18 protein-coding genes are annotated in these 20,821 nt (G+C 34.8%); 4 read left to right on the top strand and 14 right to left on the bottom strand.

Features of this window, described 5'->3' with window-relative positions; translation table 11 throughout:
• Positions 1-185: 185 nt before the first annotated feature.
• The 4 genes from HX062_RS13460 to guaA all read right to left on the bottom strand — a co-directional run bounded on the left by HX062_RS13460 (position 186) and on the right by guaA (position 4,437).
• Entirely contained in the window at positions 186-407 is a 222-nt protein-coding gene (locus HX062_RS13460) for a DUF3820 family protein (protein ID WP_002985168.1), read from the bottom strand.
• Positions 407-814: an OsmC family protein gene (locus tag HX062_RS13465; protein ID WP_182626571.1), complete on the bottom strand. Its 408-nt coding sequence runs from the start codon at positions 812-814 to the stop codon at positions 407-409. Before HX062_RS13465 ends, HX062_RS13460 begins: the two co-directional genes overlap by 1 nt.
• On the bottom strand, positions 814-2,841 hold the full coding sequence (locus tag HX062_RS13470) for a LysM peptidoglycan-binding domain-containing protein (RefSeq protein ID WP_286467750.1): 2,028 nt from the start codon (positions 2,839-2,841) through the stop codon (positions 814-816). Before HX062_RS13470 ends, HX062_RS13465 begins: the two co-directional genes overlap by 1 nt.
• Positions 2,842-2,910: 69 nt before the next feature.
• A complete protein-coding gene (gene guaA, locus HX062_RS13475; protein ID WP_182626573.1) occupies positions 2,911-4,437 on the bottom strand; it encodes a glutamine-hydrolyzing GMP synthase in 1,527 nt (508 codons plus the stop codon).
• Positions 4,438-4,687: 250 nt separating this feature from the next.
• Here guaA and gltS point away from each other — a divergent pair, with 250 nt between their 5' ends.
• Together gltS and HX062_RS13485 are read left to right on the top strand one after the other, a co-directional pair.
• Positions 4,688-5,893 (top strand): sodium/glutamate symporter, encoded by a 1,206-nt coding sequence (gene gltS, locus HX062_RS13480; protein WP_182626574.1) that lies wholly within the window; start codon positions 4,688-4,690, stop codon positions 5,891-5,893.
• A gap of 125 nt (positions 5,894-6,018) precedes the next feature.
• A complete protein-coding gene (locus tag HX062_RS13485) occupies positions 6,019-6,162 on the top strand; it encodes a hypothetical protein (RefSeq protein ID WP_286467751.1) in 144 nt (47 codons plus the stop codon).
• Between the two features lie 151 nt (positions 6,163-6,313).
• Here the strand turns inward: HX062_RS13485 and fsa are convergent, their stop codons facing one another.
• Both fsa and HX062_RS13495 read right to left on the bottom strand, forming a co-directional pair.
• Positions 6,314-6,970 carry a fructose-6-phosphate aldolase gene (gene fsa / locus HX062_RS13490; RefSeq protein WP_182626575.1) on the bottom strand — a complete coding sequence of 219 codons (657 nt, stop codon included), beginning with the start codon at positions 6,968-6,970 and terminating at the stop codon, positions 6,314-6,316.
• Between the two features lie 82 nt (positions 6,971-7,052).
• Entirely contained in the window at positions 7,053-7,862 is an 810-nt protein-coding gene (locus tag HX062_RS13495) for an SDR family oxidoreductase (RefSeq protein WP_286467752.1), read from the bottom strand.
• 162 nt (positions 7,863-8,024) lie between these two features.
• Here HX062_RS13495 and HX062_RS13500 point away from each other — a divergent pair, with 162 nt between their 5' ends.
• Positions 8,025-9,050, top strand: a complete 1,026-nt coding sequence (locus tag HX062_RS13500) for a M28 family metallopeptidase (protein ID WP_286467753.1) — start codon at positions 8,025-8,027, stop codon at positions 9,048-9,050.
• Positions 9,019-9,339, top strand: coding sequence for a hypothetical protein (locus tag HX062_RS13505; RefSeq protein WP_286467754.1), 321 nt, complete (start codon positions 9,019-9,021; stop codon positions 9,337-9,339). The genes HX062_RS13500 and HX062_RS13505 overlap by 32 nt, the downstream gene beginning before the upstream one ends.
• 21 nt (positions 9,340-9,360) lie before the next feature.
• Here the strand turns inward: HX062_RS13505 and HX062_RS13510 are convergent, their stop codons facing one another.
• The 8 genes from HX062_RS13510 to HX062_RS13545 all read right to left on the bottom strand — a co-directional run.
• Entirely contained in the window at positions 9,361-9,903 is a 543-nt protein-coding gene (locus HX062_RS13510; RefSeq protein WP_286467755.1) for an RNA 2'-phosphotransferase, read from the bottom strand.
• Complete coding sequence (locus tag HX062_RS13515; RefSeq protein WP_286467756.1) at positions 9,904-11,253, bottom strand: SMI1/KNR4 family protein; 1,350 nt, start codon at positions 11,251-11,253, stop codon at positions 9,904-9,906.
• 14 nt (positions 11,254-11,267) lie between these two features.
• Positions 11,268-11,840: a HutD/Ves family protein gene (locus HX062_RS13520; RefSeq protein WP_286467757.1), complete on the bottom strand. Its 573-nt coding sequence runs from the start codon at positions 11,838-11,840 to the stop codon at positions 11,268-11,270.
• 50 nt (positions 11,841-11,890) lie between these two features.
• Positions 11,891-14,095, bottom strand: coding sequence for a peptidase domain-containing ABC transporter (locus tag HX062_RS13525; protein ID WP_286467758.1), 2,205 nt, complete (start codon positions 14,093-14,095; stop codon positions 11,891-11,893).
• A 10-nt stretch (positions 14,096-14,105) separates the two neighbouring features.
• Positions 14,106-15,329 (bottom strand): lanthionine synthetase LanC family protein, encoded by a 1,224-nt coding sequence (locus HX062_RS13530; RefSeq protein ID WP_286467759.1) that lies wholly within the window; start codon positions 15,327-15,329, stop codon positions 14,106-14,108.
• Positions 15,330-15,339: 10 nt separating this feature from the next.
• Positions 15,340-18,420: a lantibiotic dehydratase gene (locus tag HX062_RS13535; RefSeq protein ID WP_286467760.1), complete on the bottom strand. Its 3,081-nt coding sequence runs from the start codon at positions 18,418-18,420 to the stop codon at positions 15,340-15,342.
• Positions 18,421-18,492: 72 nt separating this feature from the next.
• Positions 18,493-18,669: a class I lanthipeptide gene (locus HX062_RS13540; RefSeq protein ID WP_286467761.1), complete on the bottom strand. Its 177-nt coding sequence runs from the start codon at positions 18,667-18,669 to the stop codon at positions 18,493-18,495.
• 76 nt (positions 18,670-18,745) lie between these two features.
• Positions 18,746-20,821: outer membrane beta-barrel family protein (locus tag HX062_RS13545; RefSeq protein WP_286467762.1), on the bottom strand; the 2,076-nt coding region annotated here is incomplete at its 5' end.

Consider the following 20,821-nt stretch of genomic DNA (forward strand, 5'->3'; position numbering starts at 1 on the left):
AAGAGCATTAAATTATCGATTCAGAAAAATTAACGAGGATAAACGCCCTTTTATACATTTAGGAAAAAAAGTGGTTTAAAGAAAAAATTAACACTCTCAGCCCTTTATTTTCCGCGCTTTTCATCCCATTCACCACAAAGAATAGCTACAAAAAAAAACTGACCTCAAGGTCAGTTTTACTTCGTTTAAAAGTTGTTTCGAATGTTTCGAATCAACGGTTCAAGTCCATTTAATTTTAACTCGTATACCAAGGCCAATTGTTGTCCTAATTTTCCTTTTGGAAAGCCTTTGTTGTGATACCAAACCACATAATATTCAGGCAAATCGATCAAGTACTTTCCTTCGTATTTACCAAAGGGCATTTTGGCCTTCGCCAATTCAATCAGCTCTTTTTGATTGTCAAGCATTACTTTTGCGTCCAATTAAAGGTTACCACTTTTTCGATTTCTGGATGTAAACTCAACAATACAGGACAATGCATCGCTACGCGTTCTAAGATAGTGCGTTGCTTGTCATCTGCCGTACTGACCATGGCGATATGCAAGGTAATCTTCTTGATTCGCCTTGGATCTGCTTGCATCTCCTTATGCACTTCAATTGTTGATCCTACAATATCTACGCCCATTTCATTGGCTTTAATCCCCATAATGGTCATGGCACAAGATCCTGCTGCATTGGTAACCATATCTGTCGGAGAAAAAGCTTGCCCCTTTCCGTGGTTGTCCACCGGTGCATCCGTGATGATTTGCTCTCCTGATTGTAGGTGGATGGATACTGTTCGCAAATCGCCTAAATACTCTATTTTTGATAACATTATTCTACTACTTTTACGGTTAAATCATCATTGTATTGTAAGATATATACGCCTTTATTGCGCACTGTTCCCTCTGGGTTTTTGCTGTAAACGAATTTGTTTTCAATTTCTGTAGACTTCATTCCAATAGAACCTGCAAATCCATCGCGTTGGAACATACGCAAAATAACGTCTAAGGTAACGTCATACCCGCGAATAGCAAAGCGATTAGGCATAGTGTTATTCTGTGCTTTGTACGCTCGTGCAAAGGTGGTGTCTAAACTTGTTTCGCTATCTCTAGTAACTGAAGGGAAAGTATAGTGCAAAGCCACTAGGGTTTCTATTTTAATTTCGCTATAGTCGAAGACCTCACTCTTCTCAAAAGAAGCGACCTGAATGTCGAATTTATCTGTTTTATTTTTCAGCTTATCTGTCAATAAAAGAGCAGATTCAATACTGTTTGAATCCAGGATAAACGCATTGTTCTTTCCAGCGATTAGCGTTTTGTCAATATCTTTCAACTCTTTTGCGTCAATCACCTTAATATCGGGATAATAGCGCTGCATAAAGCGTTTTGTAGAGGCTTTTTTCTCATCGACAATAACCGTGACTTTGCTGTTATTGTTGATGAGGTGATCCAAAAGTGCCTGTTTCAACACATCGCCATAAGGCATGGTTTGCACCAATTGAGAAGATGGATTCGCTTTTTCATTCGACAAAGGAGAAACCAACACAATATCGCTATTAGGCAATGCTTTTACGGCATCATCTACATTGCTTTGGAAGAATGGACCAATGATTACTTCCGTTTGACTGAAATCCTCTCCTCTCAGGAGGCGTTGAACATCGGAGCTATTTTTGGTTTCATTGGAATCATACACTTTTACAGTAAGCGGCAATCCCATGCTCGCTGCTTTGTCAATCGCCAATTTTGCGCCTAGATAAAAATCCATCGTCATATTCAAGAAACCATCAGTCTTCATGCGTTCATTTAGATTATCTCCTAGGCGAGCGGTATTAAAAGGCAATAAAAGCACGAGTTCTTTTGCCGTAGAACGATTCACACTAGCGCTCAAATCGACAAAGGTTCCACTAGGTTCTGTATCCCATTTGGTTGTTGATACAGGCGTAGAAGTAGACGTTAATTCCTTGCCTACTTTTAATTCCATGCCAATTTGCAATCCTGTCTTTCTCAATTCAGGATTCATTTCTACCAATTCTTCTACCGATAGGTTGTATTCCTTAGCAATGCTAAAAAGCGTTTGCTTCGGCTCAATGACAATGGTTTGATAGGATACACTCGTTGATGTTTCCGATGTAGTAGGCTTTGTTTCCGCAGTTGTTGTAGTCGTTGTTGAAGCTGTTGCCTTCCCTGTCGTCGGCACTTTTAGGCGCTGTCCGCTTTTTAGCCCATCGCTCAATTCTGGATTTAACTCCATAATTTTTTGCACGCTGGTTTGATATTCTACAGCCAGACTGTACAACGTTTGTCGGGGTTCAATTTCAATTTCTTTATATCCTACTTTGGCTTTATCTAAAGGAGTATCTGCTTTTGTAGCTGGCAACATCACCGTAACATTGGCTGATTGGTCAGTTGCCGCAGTGGTTGCAGAAGGAGAAACATAAAGTTGACTTCCCGCTTTTAATCCATTTCGCTCCAATTCGGCATTCCATTGATACAAGTCTTGTACGCTAACGTTGTACAAGCGACTAATGCCAAATACTGTTTCTTTGGGTTGAACGACATGTGTTTTTCTCTTAGAATCGACAACTTGTTGGGTATTCTTTACCGCTGTATCTGTATTAGTAGCAGTTTTTGCTTGCGTACTACTAACAGGAACACGAATAAAATCACCTTCTTTGATTCCCGTTTTTGCCTCGGGATTCAACCGCAAAATTTCACTAACCGAAATTTTGTTTTCACGGGCAATTTTGCTAATTGTCTCCCCTTTACTCACGCGATAATTGGTGTAATTTTGCTCTTGAGCGATTGCTATTCCACTGGTAAAAATAAACGCTGTTGCAGCTATAACAAGTTTCTTTTTCATCTTAGTAATTTTATAAAAGCGAATAAGTCGCTATACAAATATACAGCGACTTATTTATTTTTCTAATTTTTATTCCCACTCAATTGTTGCAGGTGGTTTAGAACTGATATCATATACCACTCTATTTACCCCTTTCACTTTGTTGATGATCTTATTTGAAATCTCCATCAAGAACTCATACGGTAAGTGTACCCAGTCTGCGGTCATTCCATCTGTAGAAGCTACTGCGCGCAAAGCCACTACTTTTTCATAGGTTCTTTCATCTCCCATTACTCCTACTGAATTCACAGGCAATAGGATTGCACCTGCTTGCCAAACCGAATTGTATAAGCCGTGTTCTTTTAATCCGTTGATAAAGATTGCGTCTACTTCTTGAAGTAAGCTCACTTTTTCTGGAGTGATATCTCCTAAAATACGGATCGCTAAACCAGGACCAGGGAATGGATGACGTCCTAATAACTCCGGATCAATACCCAAAGAAGCACCTACGCGACGTACTTCATCTTTGAACAACATACGCAAAGGCTCCACGATTTTCAACTTCATAAAATCAGGTAATCCTCCAACGTTGTGGTGTGATTTGATCGTTGCTGAAGGGCCTTTTACTGAAATTGATTCAATTACATCTGGATAGATTGTTCCTTGACCTAAGAAGGTAGCGTCTTTAATTAATTTAGACTCATCGTCAAAAACTTCGATAAACACACGCCCAATGGTTTTGCGCTTTGTTTCTGGATCATCTTGACCAGCCAAAGCATCCATAAAACGTTGAGAAGCATCCACTCCTTTCACGTTTAATCCCATTCCTTCGTATTGCTTTAATACGTTTGCAAATTCGTTTTTACGCAACAACCCATTGTTTACGAAAATACAGTGTAAGTTATCTCCAATTGCTTTGCTCAATAAAACAGCTGCAACGGTAGAATCAACACCACCAGAAAGCGCTAAAACTACTTTTTCACTTCCTACTTTTGCACGTAAATCAGCAATTGTTTCATCTACAAAAGAAGCAGGTGTAAAATCTTGTTTTACGCCAGCGATGTCTACTAAAAAGTTCTTTAATAATTGTGCTCCATCCGTTGAATGGTACACTTCTGGGTGAAATTGGATTGCATAGGTTTGCTCCCCTTCAATTTTATAGGCTGCATTGGTCACATCTGCCGTGCTCGCTAATAAAACAGCATTTGTAGGTAAAGCTTTGATTGTATCACTGTGGCTCATCCATACTTGGCTGTTTTGTGGAATATCTTTTAAGAAAGGATCCGCTGCAATAAAAGCAAGATTCGCTCTTCCATATTCACGCGTATCAGACGGCGCTACTTCTCCTCCAAAGAAATGAGCTAGATACTGAGCACCATAACATACCGCTAATAAAGGCAATTTACCTTTGATTTGCGTTAAGTCTGGATGCAGCGCTTCTTCTGAACGAACAGAATAAGGACTTCCTGATAAAATTACTGCGTTATACGCTGATAAATCCTCGGGTATACCGTTATAAGGTAGGATCTCGCAGAATATATTTAATTCTCGAACCCTTCTCGCAATTAACTGTGTGTATTGCGAACCAAAATCTAAAATAAGTACATTGTGTTGCATATGCAAAAATAGATATTTCACACAGACTACAAAAAAGTTTTCTCTCATTTTTTTCACTACAATAAAGCCAATGCATTCTGCGAATAAAATAGGAAAATTTAATATTTTCACAGTTTACCCTATATAATACCTAAAAAACAATAAAAAAGCATTTTAGGCGGTACAAAATCACTTGATCTTTACTTATATTTGCGCTATAGGTATACCCGTTATCCCTTGTAACAGAAAGATAAAAATTAAATTTTTCAATATGGAGTTTGGAATTTACGAGACTTTGATGCTAGCTTGTTTGGTCCTTTTACTAGGACATTTTATTGTATCAAAAGTAAAATGGTTACAAAAATACAATATTCCAGAACCCGTAGTTGGTGGATTCCTTGTCGCACTAATTACTTGGGGTTCGCATTCTTTTTTGCAAATGGATTTTCACTTTAACGAGGCCATTCAGCAAAGCATGATGCTTGTTTTCTTTTCGTCGATTGGATTGAACGCTGATTTTTCAAAATTACTGCAAGGTGGAAAATCCTTGATTATATTCTTAATTATTGCGGCTTTATTCATTGTATGCCAAAACTCTCTAGGTGTTATCCTAGCAAAAATACTCAACCTTGATTTGCGCTTTGGCTTGATTGCTGGATCGATTACCTTAACTGGAGGTCATGGAACAGCAGGTGCTTGGGCAGATGATTTTGCCGTTAGTGGTAATCCGCTGTTAGGGGCTAAAGAAATTGGGATGGCTTGTGCCACATTCGGATTAATTTTCGGAGGCTCTATTGGAGGTCCACTAGCTTATCGCTTGCTCAAAAAAAACAACTACAAAGAGATTGATCCTGAAACAATTGAAAAACAAGAAGAAGAACAAGATATTACTAAATCTAAGAACTTCTCCCCTATCAGCTATACAACTATGATGCACACCGTTACAATGGTTGCCATCTGTTTAGTTATAGGACAATGGTTGGCTGATTGGAATGGGCAATATGCATTTAAACTTCCAACCTTTGTTTGGTGTCTGTTTGTCGGACTCATTATCCGAAATAGTTTGACTCATATCTTCAAGTACAAAGTACACAGCAGAAATATCGATGTTGTAGGAAATACAGGTCTATCCATCTTCCTAGCTTGTGCATTGATGTCGCTAAAGTTGTGGTTAATTGTAGACCTAGCTCTCCCTATTTTACTGATTCTACTGATTCAAGTCGTCTTGATGCTTTTCTTTGCAGCATATGTCACTTATCGCTGGATGGGTAAAGATTACGATGCGATCGTCCTGAGTGCTGGACATTGTGGTTTTGGACTGGGAGCTACCGCAACAGCTGTAGCTAATATTCAGGCTGTAACAAATCGATTCGGCCCGTCCTACAAGGCTTTTTTAATCATTCCTTTAGTAGGTGCTTTCTTTATCGATATCATTAATGCGTTGATTTTAAATGTGTTCTTGACTTTTATATCTTAATTGTTGATGTGACGATAAGATGATTAGTGATTGAACAAGACCATTTTGCAAACCGAGCAAACATCAAATTGAACAAAAGACATATATAAACTAAGTGCAATAAACCGCTCAAAAAATAAAAAACTATGATACAACGAATGATCGCTATTATCGTTATTCTATTGGGAATCTATATGATTTTCCTAGGGATTAAAGCAGATATGCAACCTCCTCTTATTACGGGAATCGGATTTATTCTTATTGGATTTTTATTCTTAACTAAAAAGTAAGAAGTGGGTTTATGTGTTTGGAGTGAAAGGAAACCTCAAACAAAGCGCGTGAAAGACATAGGACAAAAAAATAACGAACAAAAAAACCAACCTCAAAAAGGTTGGTTTTTTTTAGTTTGTATGTTTGTAAATAAGTTTTGTATTGGAAAGGTTATTGATTACCTTTTGCGTAATCCGCTAAGAATTGAGCTAATCCGTTATCTGTTAAAGGGTGTTTCAACAAACCTAAAATTGCAGATAAAGGTCCAGTCATTACATCAGCGCCGATTTTCGCACAATTAACGATATGCATCGTATGACGAACTGAAGCAGCTAAAATTTGTGTTTCATATCCGTAGTTGTCATAAATTTGGCGAATTTCTTCAATTAGCACTAGCCCATCTGTTGAAATATCATCTAATCTACCAATAAAAGGAGAAACATAAGTAGCACCTGCTTTGGCAGCTAACAACGCTTGTCCAGCAGAAAACACTAAAGTAACATTTGTTCTAATACCTTTTGATGAAAAGTATTTACACGCTTTTACTCCTTCTTTCGTCATTGGTAATTTTACGACGATTTGAGGGTGTAAAGCAGCAAGCTCCTCTCCTTCTTTAATCATTCCTTCGTAGTCAATCGCAATCACCTCAGCGCTCACATCACCTTCTACGATATCGCAAATAGCTTTGTAGTGGTTTAAGATGTTTGCTGCACCTGTAATGCCTTCTTTAGCCATTAGCGAAGGATTCGTAGTCACTCCGTCTAATACTCCTAATGCTTCAGCTTCCTTAATTTGATCTAAGTTAGCCGTGTCAATAAAAAACTTCATAAATTTAAACTTAAAATTCTTGTTATGTTGTGTGTCAAAAATACAATATTAATTTGCGTTTACGGCATTCCGTCTCTTTTTTTTAGCCTTTAATTTTGTAGTGATTCATCAGGAGTTTTTCATATCGCTTTCCTGGGAGAATTTTTTTCAAAAACAGTGAAAATTTCTGCATTGGAGCACCTACGACATAGCGTACTTTAGGTTTAGGGGTTTGAATAATCTTGTAAATTGCTTGTGCCATTTCGATAGGATCCCCTCCCTCGTCAACGTGTTCATTCATCATATCCAAGGACATTTTGTAGATTTCTTCATAGGGTGAATTTTCAATTACAGGGGCGTGATAACGACCCGCAGCAATATTGGTAGCAAAATCTCCTGGCGCAACATTGGTTACCTCAACCCCAAATGGCTTTACTTCCATACGCAAGGATTCGGTTATTAGCTCCAAAGCACCTTTTGAAGAAGAATAATACCCGCGAAACGGCAAGCCCATATAACCCGCAATTGACGTAACGTTGATGATTAAGCCTTTTCTTTGCTTGCGCATCGTTGGTAAAACAGCTTTTATCACTGCAATGGGACCAAATACATTGGTTTGAAAGTTATTGACAATTTCTGAAGTAGGCACTTCCTCGATGGCCCCCGTAATTCCCACACCGGCATTGTTGATCAGAATATCAATACGACCTTCTTTAGCCACTACCGTTTGAATTGCTTGGGCAATACTCGCTTCATCCCTCACGTCTAATTGTACCAAGGGAAACACAGAAGCAGCTACTCGCTCTGGATTTCTACTGCTTCCATATACTATAAATCCCTTTTCATGTAGAAAAGTCCCTACTGATTTTCCTATTCCCGATGATCCTCCTGTAATAAAAACTACTTTAGTCATGTTTTCGCTTTGTTTTCAACAAATATAACACAACTACCAATAAAGACAACCGTCCGCCTAGGTTTAAACCGCTAGTGCATTAAAAAACACTGCTGTCTAACAGAAAATTATTAGTATTTTTGGTCCATCTATACAACTTTTAGTTCTTAAAATAGACCGCTCATGAAAAGAAAGATAATACTGACAACCATAAGTATAGTTGCTTTGGGTTTACTGCAATGCCAATCGCCACAAGCCTTGGTCAATCAAGGCCCATCACCTGAAAAAGCGCTGTATTTCAACCGCATTTCTTCTGATTCTATTCAAAAAAGCATGATGGTTTTGACGGCAGATAGTTTAGAAGGCCGCCGAACGGGAGAGCCGGGTCAAAAGAAAGCAGCCCATTTCCTCGCTCAGTACTATAAACAACTGGGGATTGCCATGCCACCTCAGGCGACGAGTTACTTCCAACCTATTCCGGCTTCTTTCATGAGAAATTGGCAAATGCGCTTAAAAGATAGCGAAAATGTGTGGGCCTATATCGAAGGCAGCGAAAAACCAGAAGAAGTATTGGTCATTTCTGCCCATTTTGATCATATGGGAATACTGTTAAACAAAATATACTACGGGGCTGATGATAACGGTTCTGGGACTTCTGCGGTCATGGAGATCGCTCGTGTGTTTCAGTCTTTAGTGCAAGAGGGAATTAGACCAAAACGCTCTGTGTTATTTTTACATTTAACCGGTGAGGAATTTGGACTATTTGGTTCTAAATATTACACAGCGAACCCCATACTCCCTCTGAATCAAACGATTGCCAATTTAAATATTGACATGATTGGCAGACGTAGTGAAGAACATCCCACTACAGCAGACTATATCTTTTTAGTGGGCTCAGACAAGCTGAGTCAGGACCTACACGATATAACAGAAGAGGCGAATAGCGAATCAGTTAACCTTGTTCTAGACTACACCTTTAACGATGATAATGATCCTCAACGCATCTATTACCGTTCGGATCACTATAGTTTTGCTCAGCACAATATTCCTGCTGTATTCTTCTATAACGGGACACATGACGACTATCATTTGCCTTCGGATACATACGACAAAATAGATTTCCCTATTTTGACTAAGAGAACACAATTTATTTTTGAAACCGCTTGGAAATTAGTCAATGCAGAACAGCGACCACAACTCAACAAATAGCAGTAGAATAAAATGGGCAAAGACGATAGATATTACCCTCTTTGCCCTATGTTTTATCCATTTATTCTTGTGGATCATGCGAGCGTCTTATGTCACCGGTTCCTATACAGGAGTATGGACCACATGGGTTTACCATCACTTGTACACCCCTATGTACTATGGGCTTTACATCCTACCCGTTGCTTTGGGAATCAGTCAGATCAACCGCAAACTAGCGGTAGATTCATTCGCTTTTTTATCGCTTAAGTCACTGGTTATTACGTATTTTATTATTTTTATTCTGATTTAAAACGCTCAAGCTTAAACAGTACTACTTCGAGATATATCGAGGATCAATATACTCGGTCAACCAAACGCCATTTGCTGAACAATAGAAGAGCAATCCATCCGCTTGCATTTTTCCTGCAAGTATAGTTAGAACCACTACTTTCCCATGACGAGAGCCAACAGCAATCGCTGTTTCTTTATCTGCACTAAGGTGTACATGTTGACGATTCATTTTCTTAATTCCTTCTCCTTTGATGGCAGGCAAAAAACGATCTGCTGTTCCATGATACAAATACATGGGGGGAACTTGGGGTGTAAATTCGAGATCTACCGCAATCGAATGACCTTGATTGGCTCGTATATTAGTACCATCCTCACTTAGAGTATATCTTTTTTTGTTGTTAGTTTCTACAATTTCATCCAATTCATCCCTTGTAAATACAAGGCGATGTTTGGCACATTTTTGTATCAATTCACCTACATCTGCCCATCCATTCGCATCCAATTGAATACCAATTTTACTAGGTTCGTGTCTTAGTATAAGCGATAAGAACTTTCCAATGCTCTTTTTTCTTTCTTCTTTCATTTAGTTTACTAGATCTGCTATTGTAAGATTTTTTTCTTTTAAGCGATGATTTAAATTTATCATAATGTAATTATCCTCATCTCTGTCTTTGTACTGGTGATATACCGTTTGATAGGCCTGTGTCAATCGGTCATCTTCTACCCCGCTTAAGGCTTGCAAAGCATACAGAACAACCTGATCTTCTTCATCCTGAAGGGCTGCAATAAAAGCAGTTGCGTATTGTTGTTTGTCTGTTGCTTTTCCTAGCGAATAAACCGCCTGACTGCGGATGCCACTCAATGGTGAATAAAGCCCAGGTAAAAGTAAAGGTGGAAAATCGGCTGTTGCTTTTTGGGCGATATAGGTAAAGAAGCGATACGTTTCTTCTTCATCTATCTTATTTTTATAGGCTTCTAAAACGGGTAACCAAGCGGCTTCATCCGCACCATACCAGTGAATGCGTTGCAAGACAAACAAGAGGTTTATTTCCAACTCCCTTTCCAAAAACGGAATTGACTCTGGATAGTCAGCTTTGGATAAAACGGAAATCAATTGGTGGCGTACAGCCGTTGTCTTCGCCTGAGGTATTGCCTCTTTAAGGGCTTGAACAAGCTGCTTGTCTATGTTTTTCTTGTTGATTAATCCCTCCAAATACGTTAGCTGCTCCTCTTCTTCTGTGCATGTTTGATACGCATTCCATAAAAATTCGGCTGTACCTCCTCTATTGTAAGCAAACCAACCGGCGTTTTCGGCAAGTAAATCACCCGAAATAATTTCATCTAACCAGCGTTCGTACCAATCTAAGAAGTGAGTTTCGAAGGCAAATTGAGGTTTATAATCCTCATTGATATACAGCAACCTTCCGCGGTGTTCACCATTCAAAACTAAACATGTTGTGATGGCACAACCTTGCGTACCAAGGGGGAGCAATCCACCAAACAAAGGTCCTACAATGGCGTCATAGGCTTCGTCTGATAAGTTATCCTCGTACATTTCACTGGTTCGTGATTTCCATTCCTCATCTGTCATCCTAGGATGCAACAAACAAGGATAAGAGAGGTATCGCTTTCCATCACCAATAGGCAAGTCTTCTACCCCCTCTCCAAAAGGATAGATCCCATAGTAAGGTCCTGCAGCACTGCCCATATAGGCTTCTTCTTGTGTATTGCCATTGCCAATTTGAGTAAGGAAGGCAACATAAGCTTCTGGCAATTCAACGCCATACTGCTTTTCAAAAGCTGTTATCTCTTGATGGCTGATACACCCTCCTATTTGATATTCATGTGAATCTGCACCAAACACCTCCCGTTCCTTGTCATAGGATTCAATTGTGGCTAATTTTTCTTTTATTCTATTTACTTGTATATCCAATGGTGTGTATTGTTTTATTGTTTCTCTTTTTTTCTTTCCTCCATAGACCAATATCCTACAATTAATTGTTGGTAAAATTCAATGTCTATAGTCTTTTTGTTTGGGTTATTCAACAGTAAACAATCCCATGGATATAGCTGAAAGGATTGGCTATTCACGACCACTTCAGCTTCTTGGAGTGCAAATAGAAACACAAAGGGTTGTTCCGTTTGAAAAGGTTGATATCGAACTTCGACTACCTCATCGACAATCCGTTCATTCAACATGAGATTGAAATCTGTTCCTTGTGTAAAGGAAGTTATAGATGCTGTGGATGGAAAAGTAAAGAGCTGGTGTTTTGTATAGGTTTGATCTTTTCCCTCTTGTGTTAGCTGGAGATTGCCATCTAGCATTGCCAAATAGCGACGATAGCCTTTAAATTGGGTAAATACAGAGGGAATAGCTTCGATGGTTGCACTGCTAATGCGAAAATCAAACGCTCGATCGGCATATACTGCCCCTGGGGGATATATAGCGTATTCACGGGTTTCTCCCCCAGACCAACGACTTACGGCTACATTTTCTTTACGGATTACATCAATTTTCATAGGTAAAATGTCCTTAGCATTAAATGCTAAAATTACTACCTTTTTTTGGCTTAGGAACTCCCTAATTCTAGTTGATTTTTAATTAGGTTGTAATACGCTCCTCTTTTTGTCACTAGGGTTTGATGATTCCCCTCTTCGATACATTGCCCCTGTTTTAGTACGATGATATGATCGGCTTGTTTAACAGTGGACAAACGATGGGCTATGATTAATACAGTTTTTCCTTTAAAAAAAGCTTGTAAATTGTCGTGAATTACCTTCTCATTTTCAGCGTCTAAAGCGGAAGTTGCTTCATCAAAAAAGAGATAGGGTGGATTTTTATAGACCGCACGTGCAATTAGAATCCGTTGTTTTTGTCCACCTGAAATACCATTCCCTGCTGCTCCAATTTTGGTATTGTATCCCAGGGGCAAAGTATTAATAAATGATTCAATATTAGCTATTTGAGCAGCATAAGACAACTTCACCTCGTTTATCACTGTATCACTTGTAGCTATATTTCGCGCAATGGTATCTGAAAAAATATAACCGTCTTGCATGACCACACCACAATTTTCTCTGATACTTTTTGGTGATAAGGCTGTACTCACCTCATTATTGTAATAGAGGGAGCCCTCACATGGGTCATAAAATCGCAAGAGGAGTTTCATTAGGGTTGTTTTACCACTTCCACTTGCCCCTACGATGGCAGTTACTTTTCCTTGAGGAAAAAATAACGTAATATCCTTCAATATATATGGAGATTGAGGTCCTTCATACTGAAAAGAAAGGTTTTTTAAAAATATGCCATGTTTCTCTTCCTTTCTCTCTTTTGCTTTTGGTATACTTAGTGGTTTTAATCCTTCTTGTTCTTCTATCGGATGTTGCTGCACTTCATTTAGTCGCGTTAAACTCAATTTCGCATCTTGAAGGGATCGAAAAAAGGAAATCAGTTGATTGATGGGGCTATTCAGTTGACCGATGATATAAGAAACGCTGAGTAAAGATCCTAAAGACATTGTCTGATGAACCACTAAATATGCAGCAAGAAAAGTTACAACAATATTCTTTAACTGATTGATAAATTCAAAACCAGATAGTTGTACTTGATCTACTTTTAAAATTCGTTTATTGATAACAAAAAGTTTTTGTTGTATTTCTTCCCATTCGATTCGCTTACTTTCCTCTAATTGGTTTAATTTCATTTCTGAAACTCCATTAATAATTTCATAAATTGCTTCTTGATTCTCGCTGCGTTGTTCAAAACGAAAATAATCGAGTATTTTTCTCTTTCGCATCCAATACAAAGACCAACCAATCGAGACTGCAGTAAACGCAATATATAGGATTACTATTTGAACATCGTAATACCATAATACTCCAAAGAAAACAGAAAAGGTAAACATGGAAAAAACAGTCAATAAACTATCTGACGTCAGAAATTGTTCAATTCTCTCATGATCTTGAATGCGATGATTAAAATCCCCCATCAATTTGGTATCAAAAAACTTAATAGGCAATTGCAATAATTTCTTTAAAAAATTGGAAATAATTTGGATGTTTATTTTGGTTCCCATGATCAACATAATCCAATTTCTTCCTATACTAAATACAATATTGCCCAAAAAAAAGGCTAGCTGAGCCATCAACACATACGTGATTACGGATAAGTTCGCTTTGTTGACTCCTTCATCAATAAGTTTTTGGGTCAGTATGGGAAAAACTAAGGTAGTTAATGTACCTAAAAAAAGTAAGGTAAATAACTGTAGTACTTGCTTGCGATAAGGGTTCAAATACTGCCAAACATAGGCAAGTGTTTGTTTCTCTTGTTTTGAAACTTTTTGTTCCTGAAATCTTTCCGTTGGATGAATAAACAAAGCAATTCCCTTTTCACCTTCTGCCAACCAAGCTTGTTTAAATTTGTCAACTGACAGGGAAATCAACCCATAACCTGGATCTGCAATTTTATAATTTTTCTGGTTGGAGAATAAAGTAGTTGAAATTTTATAAAGAACAACAAAGTGATTTTGATTCCAATGTAAAATACAAGGTAAAAGGGCTTGCTCCAAGTGATTTATATCGATTTTCACCGCCTTGGTTTCCAACCCTATTTTATCCGCTGCCATGCTAATACCCAATAAAGAAACACCTTCTCTGCTAATAAAACACTGTTCTCGTATATATTGAATATTCACTTTCTTTCCATAATGCCCAGCAATCATGGCTAAACAGGCAGGACCGCAATCCATTTGATCGTGTTGGGGGATGAAGTTCATAACTTTTAATTTACCCAATTAATAGCAGTTCATTCAAACAAGGAAGAACTTCTAAATCCCCCTTCATTAGTGTAATACCTATACCTCCAATTCCCCAATAAAAAGAAAAAAAAGCTGATTTATCTACCTTAGTATTTCTTTCATATTCAAATTGAAATCCTACTAAACTATGTTTTTCTGGATCTCTAAATCTAAGAATATTATCATACCAATATAGATAAGGTTTTAAAAAAACATCGTTATTCGTTCTATTATGCAAATCTTTAAAGATATAATAAAGACCTGAGCAACCGTATAAAATACTAGAATCTTGAGTAAAGGCCTTATTTAATTTTCTTCTAGAAGTCGTAATAAGTAATTGCTTCACTCTTGTTTCAAAGACTTTCCAATCGAATAATTGCATTGCATTATATAAAGCATACAATATACCTAGATCTCCATAACACATAGATAATTGTGTTATGCTCTTAGTTTCAGTTTGAATAAATAAATGAGGAAAATAACCATCTAAAAAATTCCTTTCTCGTTTCATAATAAATGTAATTGCTTGAAATAATACATTTTCTAATTCTTCCTTATCACCTTCATAAATTTCGTATTCAATTATCTTGCATAAAAAATTAATTACCATTGCAGAACCATGAGATAATCCCAAGTAAACTTTATTATCTAATATGGGTGAATGCCAATAAACTTCTTCTTTGTTTAAAACAACTGAATCCCTCAAAATAGCTTGAACAATTAAATTGAGCACCCATTTTGCAAAAGAATTTTGAGTATATTTATATTGGTTCAAAAAAAAGTAACCTGCTGACAACGTTCCTGAAAAATAATCATGATCTTTTTTGTTAAATGCCTGTTTTAAAATATCATAAAGCACATCATTTAAGCACAGGTAATATGTTGAAAAGTCATATCTTAGGTTAAAATTATTTTCTACAAATAAGAGACCTTTCCCAAAGCTAGATAACCTAAAACCTATTGAATCACCTTTAAACTTTAATTTTTGTTTCTTAAATAGTTTCTTACTCGAAAGTGAATGAATGGAAGATTCAATTAATGATTCACCTTTGTATAAAAAGCTAATATCATTAAAATAGATTTGTCCATAATAATAGAAAATAGCTGCTCCTAATTTTCCATATTCTATTGAAGTGTCTGAAAACACATCAATATTATCATCTAGTTCTTGTTTTATACCAAGAATAATATGCTCTATATTTAATTGCTTCATGATACTCTTATTATGTATTTCTACAATAGATTGAATTGTAAGTTTTAAACATTAAATAATAGATAATAAGTTCTTGTTTTCTTGCTTGAGATGTAAAAATTCTGTTCATATTCATATGTACATAATCTTTAACTAAAGCAATGTAACTTACTTCATTTGTTTTTTCTTTTATTAATGAAATGATTCTTTCTGTTTTTTTTGATCTTTCAATAAAAGGTTCAACAAAATCAACAATAACATCATAATTATTTAATCGGATAATAGAATCGAGACATTCCTTATTTATTCTATATTTTTTATTGAGCGAAAACTTAAATAATTTAACATTTGATTTATCGGATATATCAATAATCTCTGATAACAAAACTTGGAATAGATCATGGAAAAATTTAATTCGATCTAATATTGAAATTTTGAAATCTACCATCATCAGATGAATAGAAAATACTGCTACCTTCCACCTAATTTTACTATCTAATAACTCTTTAATGGATAAAAATTGTAAAATTGCATTGCTATCGAACATAAAATACTTCTCAGATAAATCAATAGTATCTATACCATACCTTTCAACTTCTCTATTATAGGTATCTATTTGATAAGAAGAAACTAATCCATCTTTTATTAAACTATGTAATAGTTTGTTTAGAGTCGATAAATTTTGTTTTGTTATCTTTTTTTTAATTCTAAATCGAATATGAAAATCTGGATCATTATATCTAACAAAAAACCAACAAACAGCTTTAGTAAATTGTCTTAAATATCCCTGAATTATCTCTCTAATTATCGTATCACCATAATGGGGACTTGTATAAATTTTAAAGAAACTCCACTCTTCTCCAGGTATAAGATTTCTTTTGACTACTTCATCAGAAACTATTATTTTTTTTGCAATTTTTGAAGTTTCATTTTCAACTTTGAAAGGAAATATAAATTCTGCTACAAATTGATCTCTAACCTCATTAGGAAACTTAGCTGATTCTATATATTCATATAACAAAATAGATTGTTTCACAATCAACTTGACCAGAATATCTAGACAAATTACTAATGAAAAATCTAGAATTAATACATTGTCTCTCTTTTTAATAGTACATAAAGAAGGAATATTTTTATCTTTTAATATTTCTTGTAATTTCTCAATAGTAAATTTTTTATCTCTATGTATTTTCCAACATGCTTCAGTTAGTATTAGTTCTTTATATTCAACTCTTGGTAGATAATCTCTATCTTCCATAAACTCCCAATTCCATTTAAAACCAGGATCTACATCATAATATTGATAATCACCTAAAAATCTAATCATTGGTAATTGATTATGTTCAAAATTATACGCATTAGAATATCGTATTCTAATTTCCTTGTTCAAACTTTTTGATCTAAGTTTAATTCTTCCCTCTTCATAACGAATAAAAACATCGTTCATCAAAATAACATTAGAATCATCATTTTTACACTCAGACACGTAGGACAATACATAATTATACAAATTAGGGCGCATTAATACATTTGCTAATCGATTTTCTGTATGGTGTAATAACTCTACATAAATGCAACTTTCTGAATCATTTTCTTTAAGGTCTTTTAAACTATTAAGTAAATCTTTATCATTATAGGCATACCGGGACAATATTTCATTCACATTGTTTGTAGGAATAGTAGAAAATGGTATGAATTTAAAATTCAAATTGTCAATATCTTCCTGTGATCTACAAATAAATGAACCAAATAGATAACAAGTAGCCCCCAATGAGATTGAAGAAAAATCCTCTTCTTTGACTTCATCAATATCTTCTTTAGTTAAAAGTATTGGTTGCATATTTGTTGTTGAAAAACAATGAGTATACTTTTTCATTATTAATTCTATAAGAGGCGAAACAGTTTTTTTAAATCTTTTAGTATTTAAAAATGAAAAATGAATATCTTGTAATAATGGAGCTTCTTCTATGTTACCACTGATAGAAAACTTATATCCAACACCATAATCTGGATCTAGAGCTTTACTGAGTAGAATTTCTTTTGTTCCAAATTTTTTGTAAAATCTATTTGTAAAATCTATCATATCAGAATTAACCTCCCTTCTTCTTAATCCAATTAATTCTTCTACTCTTTTAGCTAATATGGTTACTACATTTTTATTTATACGATTAATATTCATGTTTATTTTGGTATCTACCTGAAAAAATTGATGTTTTTTATCCATAACAGGAGCATATTGTATCGACAATTCTTCTAATTTTTTTATTCCTTCAAATGATTTAAAAAATTCATTATCAATTATACTCTCTAATTTAATGATTGATGTTAGAAGTTTTGTTTCGAATTTAAACTGAGTCAGATAATCGTTTACTTCAAAAAGTGGATTTTCACAACTTGTCATATATGGTGGTAATCTATTCACTAAAAATTTTTCTTTAATCAATTGATGAACATATTGTTTAATTTCCATTACAGAAATATTCATTGTTATAGTTTCATGAAATATGAATCTTGTTATCTCATCTATTGTTATACCTGATTGAGCTAACTTCAAAATTTTATCAAGTACTGGATTTTTTGTAATTTCAGATATTTCATAATTATAATCTTGATCCCAGCTAATATATCTCCAACTATTACCGATACTATATAAGGTATTATTAGGAAAAAAATGAAGATTGTTTTTACAACTATCTTCAATTATTTTATCCTTAATCATTTTTAGAAATAAATTATCAACTCTAAGACAAGTGATAACATTGTCTGTATTAATTTCTATTCTTGTAAAATCATCGATTATTTCACCAAAAGCTGTTCCTGCAAAGAGACCATACGGTGTAGATCTTGAACACATTCTCACATTATACTTGTATAAACTTTGAAAAATTGCATCTGATGGCTTAGAAAAGAATTCTTCTCTTTGTATCCAATTTTGCGCATTAGTATAAAAGTCTTTAGAAGAGAGATAAATTGCACTCAAGAATATAGGATTCATCCAATATTTCTTTATTAATTGAATATTATTCTCCTTAATAGCATTGTTCAATACTTGCAATCTATTGAATGGTAATGTAGGAAAACGAACTACAAAAAAATTAACGGGATGAATCATTGTAAACGAGTTTTTTGATAATTAAAGTATCCTTCCTATAATAGATAGGAAGGATTTATTAAATGTTAAAAATTAATCTATACTTGTTGTTGAAGTTGTACTACATACTTTTGTAGTTGAGGTCGATTTACATTTGTTTTTTTCAGCATTCATCAATTCATTGCTTCCTCCTTTTACTGAAGATAATTGTTCTTCGTTTAATCTCGAAATTGTTTTTTTATCAAAACAAAGTTTTCCAAAGTTTTTCATAACGTATAAATTAGAATTAAATCTCTACTCTTTTTAGGATTTTCGAGTTACTCCTATATTTACTAGTAAAATATTTTTAATTTGTTCTTGATTTTTCATCGAATGGGATGTCTTTACTTTTAACTTTACTATTTCCAAACGAATAGTTTAAGCTGATTACCAATTTTCTACTATCAAAGTAATTGGCAAACTCAGATCTATACCCTGAATTAATAGAATATCCCTTGCTGTTTGTTGTTTTAAAAATATCTTCTATTAGAGCGTTAATACTTAGCTTTTTCTTACACAATAAAAACTTTATCCCCATGTCTAAACTCATTTGAGTTTCGATAGTTATGTTAGCATATGTATAGGGCAAAGAGTGCCAAAAATTGAGCATTAAGTAACTTGTTTTAGTATCATTTAGTGCAAAAGTATTTGCGCTAGAATATGAAAATGTGTACACTTTAAGCCCAACAGCTTCTTTAATAATTGGTTTAGTTTCATCATAATAGGCAGTTGCACTTATTGATGTTTCCCACCTATCAAAAAGGTTGTCATTATAACTTAACTGTATTCCTACTACATTTTCATTATAACTATTTCTAATTATGTTACTGTATTGACCATCTACCAAATCTGCAATATTGGAAGTCCCATTTATATCATACTGATAGAATATAGATGAACTTAATACATTGTGGAAAGTATAATTTAATTCAATATTGTTACTAAAAACGGGTAATAAGCTTGGTGTGCCAGAAAAATAGGTATACGGATTCGTATACCACTTAAAAGGATTTAATTCTTGAAAACTAGGTCTTTCGATTCTTCGTGAATAATTCAATGAAAAGTCATGATAACTAGTAGGTGAATAACTGATATAAAATGTAGGAAAAAACTCTCCATATTTATCATTTGAAATAGCATTATCATTACTATTTAGAATTGTATATTCATACCGCAAACCTGCTTTTAAGGACCATTTTTCACTTATATCTTTCTGATAACTAACGTAAGTTGAATAGTTTTGCTCTTTATAACTGAAATAATTACTGTTATTGCTATTTACTATATAGTTTGAATCAATATGATCATAGTAATCTATTTGTGAATTATTCTTAAATAGTGTGTATTTTGCTCCTAATTCAACTGTCCCAAAAGTATTGGGTAAAACCATGTCTACTTGTCCAGAATAAATTGCATACTTCATTAAACTCGTATTTCTAATAGAAATATCTTTTTCATCCTTATTTTTTGATGTTGTAAAGTTGTTTACTTTATCAGGTATAGTACTTAAATAATTCACTCCAAGACTTAGCTTTCTTCCAATACTATCAAATTTAAAATCATAGTAAACATTGAATGTGTGCATTTTTGTTTTCCAAATTTGCTTTTGATTTGTAGTAAAAACGGAATCAATGCTGTCCAAATGTTGATACTTACTGATCCCAATTGCGTTCATCTTCGTATTATTAGCAGTAAAATCATATAAAACACCTATATTCTGCTTTTTATTGATCTGATACTCAAAATTATAACTCCCGTTAAATGTGTTTTTTTTATCCGTTCTTACCTCATCCGTATAAATGCTAACACTCTTTCCCAAAAGATTACGACTACCGTGCGGACGATAAGTATTACCTCTTTGATTAAACTTAAAAGATGAAATAATTTTTTCTGATTTATAACTTAAAGCCGCTCCTGTTCCGAAGCCACCAAGTCTATTCTTTTGATAAAAGCTAGTGATGTTACCACTCCATCCTTTACTATGGCTTGTTTTTAAAACAATATTTATTAGTCCAGCATTTCCTTGCGCTTCATACTTAGATGGAGGTGTAGTTATCACTTCAATTTTTTTCACATCACTAGAGTTAAGTGACTGCAAATAACTAGATAAATCACTCTGTGGTATATTTATTATTTTTTCATTTATCATCACTACAACACCTCCTTTTCCTACTATAGAAATACTTTCATTCTGAACGTTAATTAATGGAGTCTTTTTTAAAACATCAATTACATTCAAACCTTGAGATAATACCGAATTTTCAACGTTAAACACCAAGCGATCCACCTTGCGTTCTATCAGCTTATTCTTGGCTTGAATCAAAATACTATCCAACAGAACCGTTTGATCTATTGTAATCTTTCCCATATCTACATCCTGAGT

This window comes from Myroides sp. DF42-4-2, assembly GCF_030326445.1.
Classification (GTDB): Bacteria; Bacteroidota; Bacteroidia; order Flavobacteriales; family Flavobacteriaceae; genus Flavobacterium.